General features: G+C 45.8%; 2 protein-coding genes. One reads left to right on the top strand and one right to left on the bottom strand.

Translation table 11 applies throughout. The annotated features are described in order from the left end of the window. Nucleotides 1–494: 494 nt before the first annotated feature. Nucleotides 495–2,063 carry an MATE family efflux transporter gene (locus PENNN9_RS11750; protein ID WP_058369855.1) on the top strand — a complete coding sequence of 523 codons (1,569 nt, stop codon included), beginning with the start codon at nt 495–497 and terminating at the stop codon, nt 2,061–2,063. A gap of 117 nt (nt 2,064–2,180) precedes the next feature. Here the strand turns inward: PENNN9_RS11750 and PENNN9_RS11745 are convergent. Continuing rightward, nucleotides 2,181–2,706 (bottom strand): aspartate/glutamate racemase family protein (locus tag PENNN9_RS11745; RefSeq protein ID WP_058369854.1); only part of this gene is annotated, 526 nt, incomplete at its 5' end.

The raw sequence follows: 2,706 nt of genomic DNA, 5'->3' as shown, positions 1-2,706 counted from the left end.
ATGTTTCTTTTTTTAGTTTTTAAACAAACCTTTTAACTTAAATAATTATTTCTTCCAGACCAGCTGATGTTTCTTTTTTTTAGTTTTTAAACAAACCTTTTAACTTAAATAATTATTTCTTCAACCTTTCCCTAAACGCCTTATAATCCTTCGCCGTTTCTTTTACCGCTTCGATCATTGGCACATGACCGACTGCTGGCATCATGATAACCTGCGCTTGCGGCAAGATATCAATCATTAGTTCGGCAGTTTCAGGCTTATTGACCAGCCGTATTCTGATAATGATGATAAAAGCGAGTTAAATTTGTGTCGAACATAGTCATTATCTTCCTCTCCAAACTGTATGACAATCACATAAAAGATAACAGTCAAACGATCATAAAGCATGCCGAGGGTTTACAGCTCTAATAAAGACGGTACAAGCTTTCTGGTTTATGATGAGCGTTTTCGTTTAATCAGCCTCACATTAAAGGTCTAGCGCAAAAGGACAAACATTGAGTAAAACAAATACCGCCACTGGTAAACAGCGTGACCTCACCCAAGGATCAATTGCCAAAACGATGCTCCTGTTTGCATTACCAACCCTTGGATCATCTGCCCTACAGTCGTTAAACGGCTCAATCAATGCTATCTGGGTGGGTCGGTTTTTAGGTGAAGAGGCGTTGGCAGCGACGGCGAACGGCAACATCTTGATGTTTATCCTGATATCCTTCGTTTTTGGTTTTGGTATGGCTGCTACTATTTTGATTGGTCAATCAATGGGCCGCCGTGACGACGCTATGGTTAAGAAAACCATGGGCACAGCGCTGGGTAGCATTATTCCGATAAGTGTATTGGTATCAGCAATAGGGTGGATATTTGCCCCGACGTTACTTGATTTGCTTGGCACACCGGCAGGTGCGTTAAACCTTGCCCTGACTTATCTGCGGATGATTTTCGTTGCGATGCCCATCACACTGACCTTTACACTGCTAATGATGGCACTACGAGGAACGGGCGACTCTACCACGCCGCTTTGGTTTATCATTATTTCGGTGATTATCGACCTGATTTTGACGCCGACGCTGATTTTGGGTCTAGGACCATTTCCCGAATGGGGTATATTTGGTTCGGCTTTTGCAACCGCCGTCGCAAACACGCTAGCGCTTATTGGCATGGTTGTCACCTTGTACTGGCGTGGTTCTGTGTTGACCCTTAGGTTACCAGAGCTGCGCTTTTTGCGTGCAGACCGTGAAATACTAAAGTCGATGTTCTCAAAGGGGTTGCCGATGGGTACTCAGATGATCGTTATCTCTTCGGCGGCATTAACTATGCTGTCTTTGATCAACCGCGAAGGAGTACAGACGACAGCTGCTTATAGCGCGACCCAGCAGCTTTGGACCTACGTGCAGATGCCTGCAATGGCGTTAAGCGCCGCGGCTAGTGCGATGGTTGCACAGAACATCGGTGCCAACCAATGGAGCAGAGTTGCAGGAATCACCCGCTGGGGACTTATCTTTAATGTGATGTTGACAGGGGCTATGATTGGGGTGCTGACCATTTTTGATGAAACTATTTTGGGCCTGTTCCTTGGTAGTGACAGCGAAGCGGTGCCGATTGGGCGGCATATTCAGTTGATGGCGACATGGGGCTTTGTGTTTTTTGGGATAGCGCAAGTGCTGTTCGGTACTATGCGTGCGAACGGCTATGTGATTTGGCCGCTGATCGTCATGGTGATTTCGATGTACCCAGTGCGTCTTGGCTTTGCTTTTGGGCTTTATCCATTACTTGGAACCGATGCGCTTTGGCTGTCGTTTCCAGCAGGCATGATAGCAACCGCTGTGATGGGGGCAGGACTATATCTGCATGGTGGGTGGCGTAAAGGCAAACACCTAAACGTAGAAGAGGCTGCACAGAGGTCTGAGGAGTTTCGCGCGCATACAGGCACCAGTGCGTCGTTTCGTGATATTTTACCGACCACTGTATGGAAACTATCGCCTCTACGCCGTATCACAAGATTGCATCGACGACTACAGAGACGACTTCATAGGCATCGTATGATAAGAAAGAATAAACGCTCATAGCTTGGTTTATATATACAATCTTGACTTAACTTAACTTGGCTTTGCGGCTTTTGCTCATTGGTATGGCGGCCAATTTTTCATAATACTTACTTATTACTGCGAATACCTAACCTAGCTCTATCTCGGACTAAACTTTGCATTATCCAATAAAAATTCTACTGCCGCCGCCGCATGAATAGCAGTGGTATCAAATACCGGAATTGGGCTGTCTTCTTGCTTAATAAGTAGCCCAATTTCGGTACAGCCTAGTATCACACCTTCTGCTCCTTCATTGGCTAAGTCTGCAATCACTTGACTATAGTACTGGCGTGAACTATTAATAAACTGTCCTTGGCATAGCTCTTCATTGATGACTCTGTGAATCTCTTGCTGCGCATCTGGTCCTGGTATTAAAACTTGCAAGCCTGCATCTATAAGACGCTGCTTGTAGAAGTCCTGCGTCATCGTAAACTGCGTACCAAGCAGCGCAATCTTGGTCAAACCTTGGGCTTGAATAGCTTTAGCCGTGGCATCAGCGATATGAATAATCGGCAGATTGGTCGCGGCTTGTACGTTATCTACTACTTTATGCATGGTGTTAGTAGCGATTAGCAACCCTTGGGCACCAGCTGCTTGAAGACGTTTGCCACTGCTTGCTAGCATG

Origin of the sequence: Psychrobacter sp. ENNN9_III, assembly GCF_001462175.1 — a bacterium.
Taxonomy (GTDB): Bacteria; Pseudomonadota; Gammaproteobacteria; order Pseudomonadales; family Moraxellaceae; genus Psychrobacter.
The sequence above is the reverse complement of the archived record's forward strand: the minus strand, read 5'-3'. Positions and strand labels throughout refer to the sequence as shown.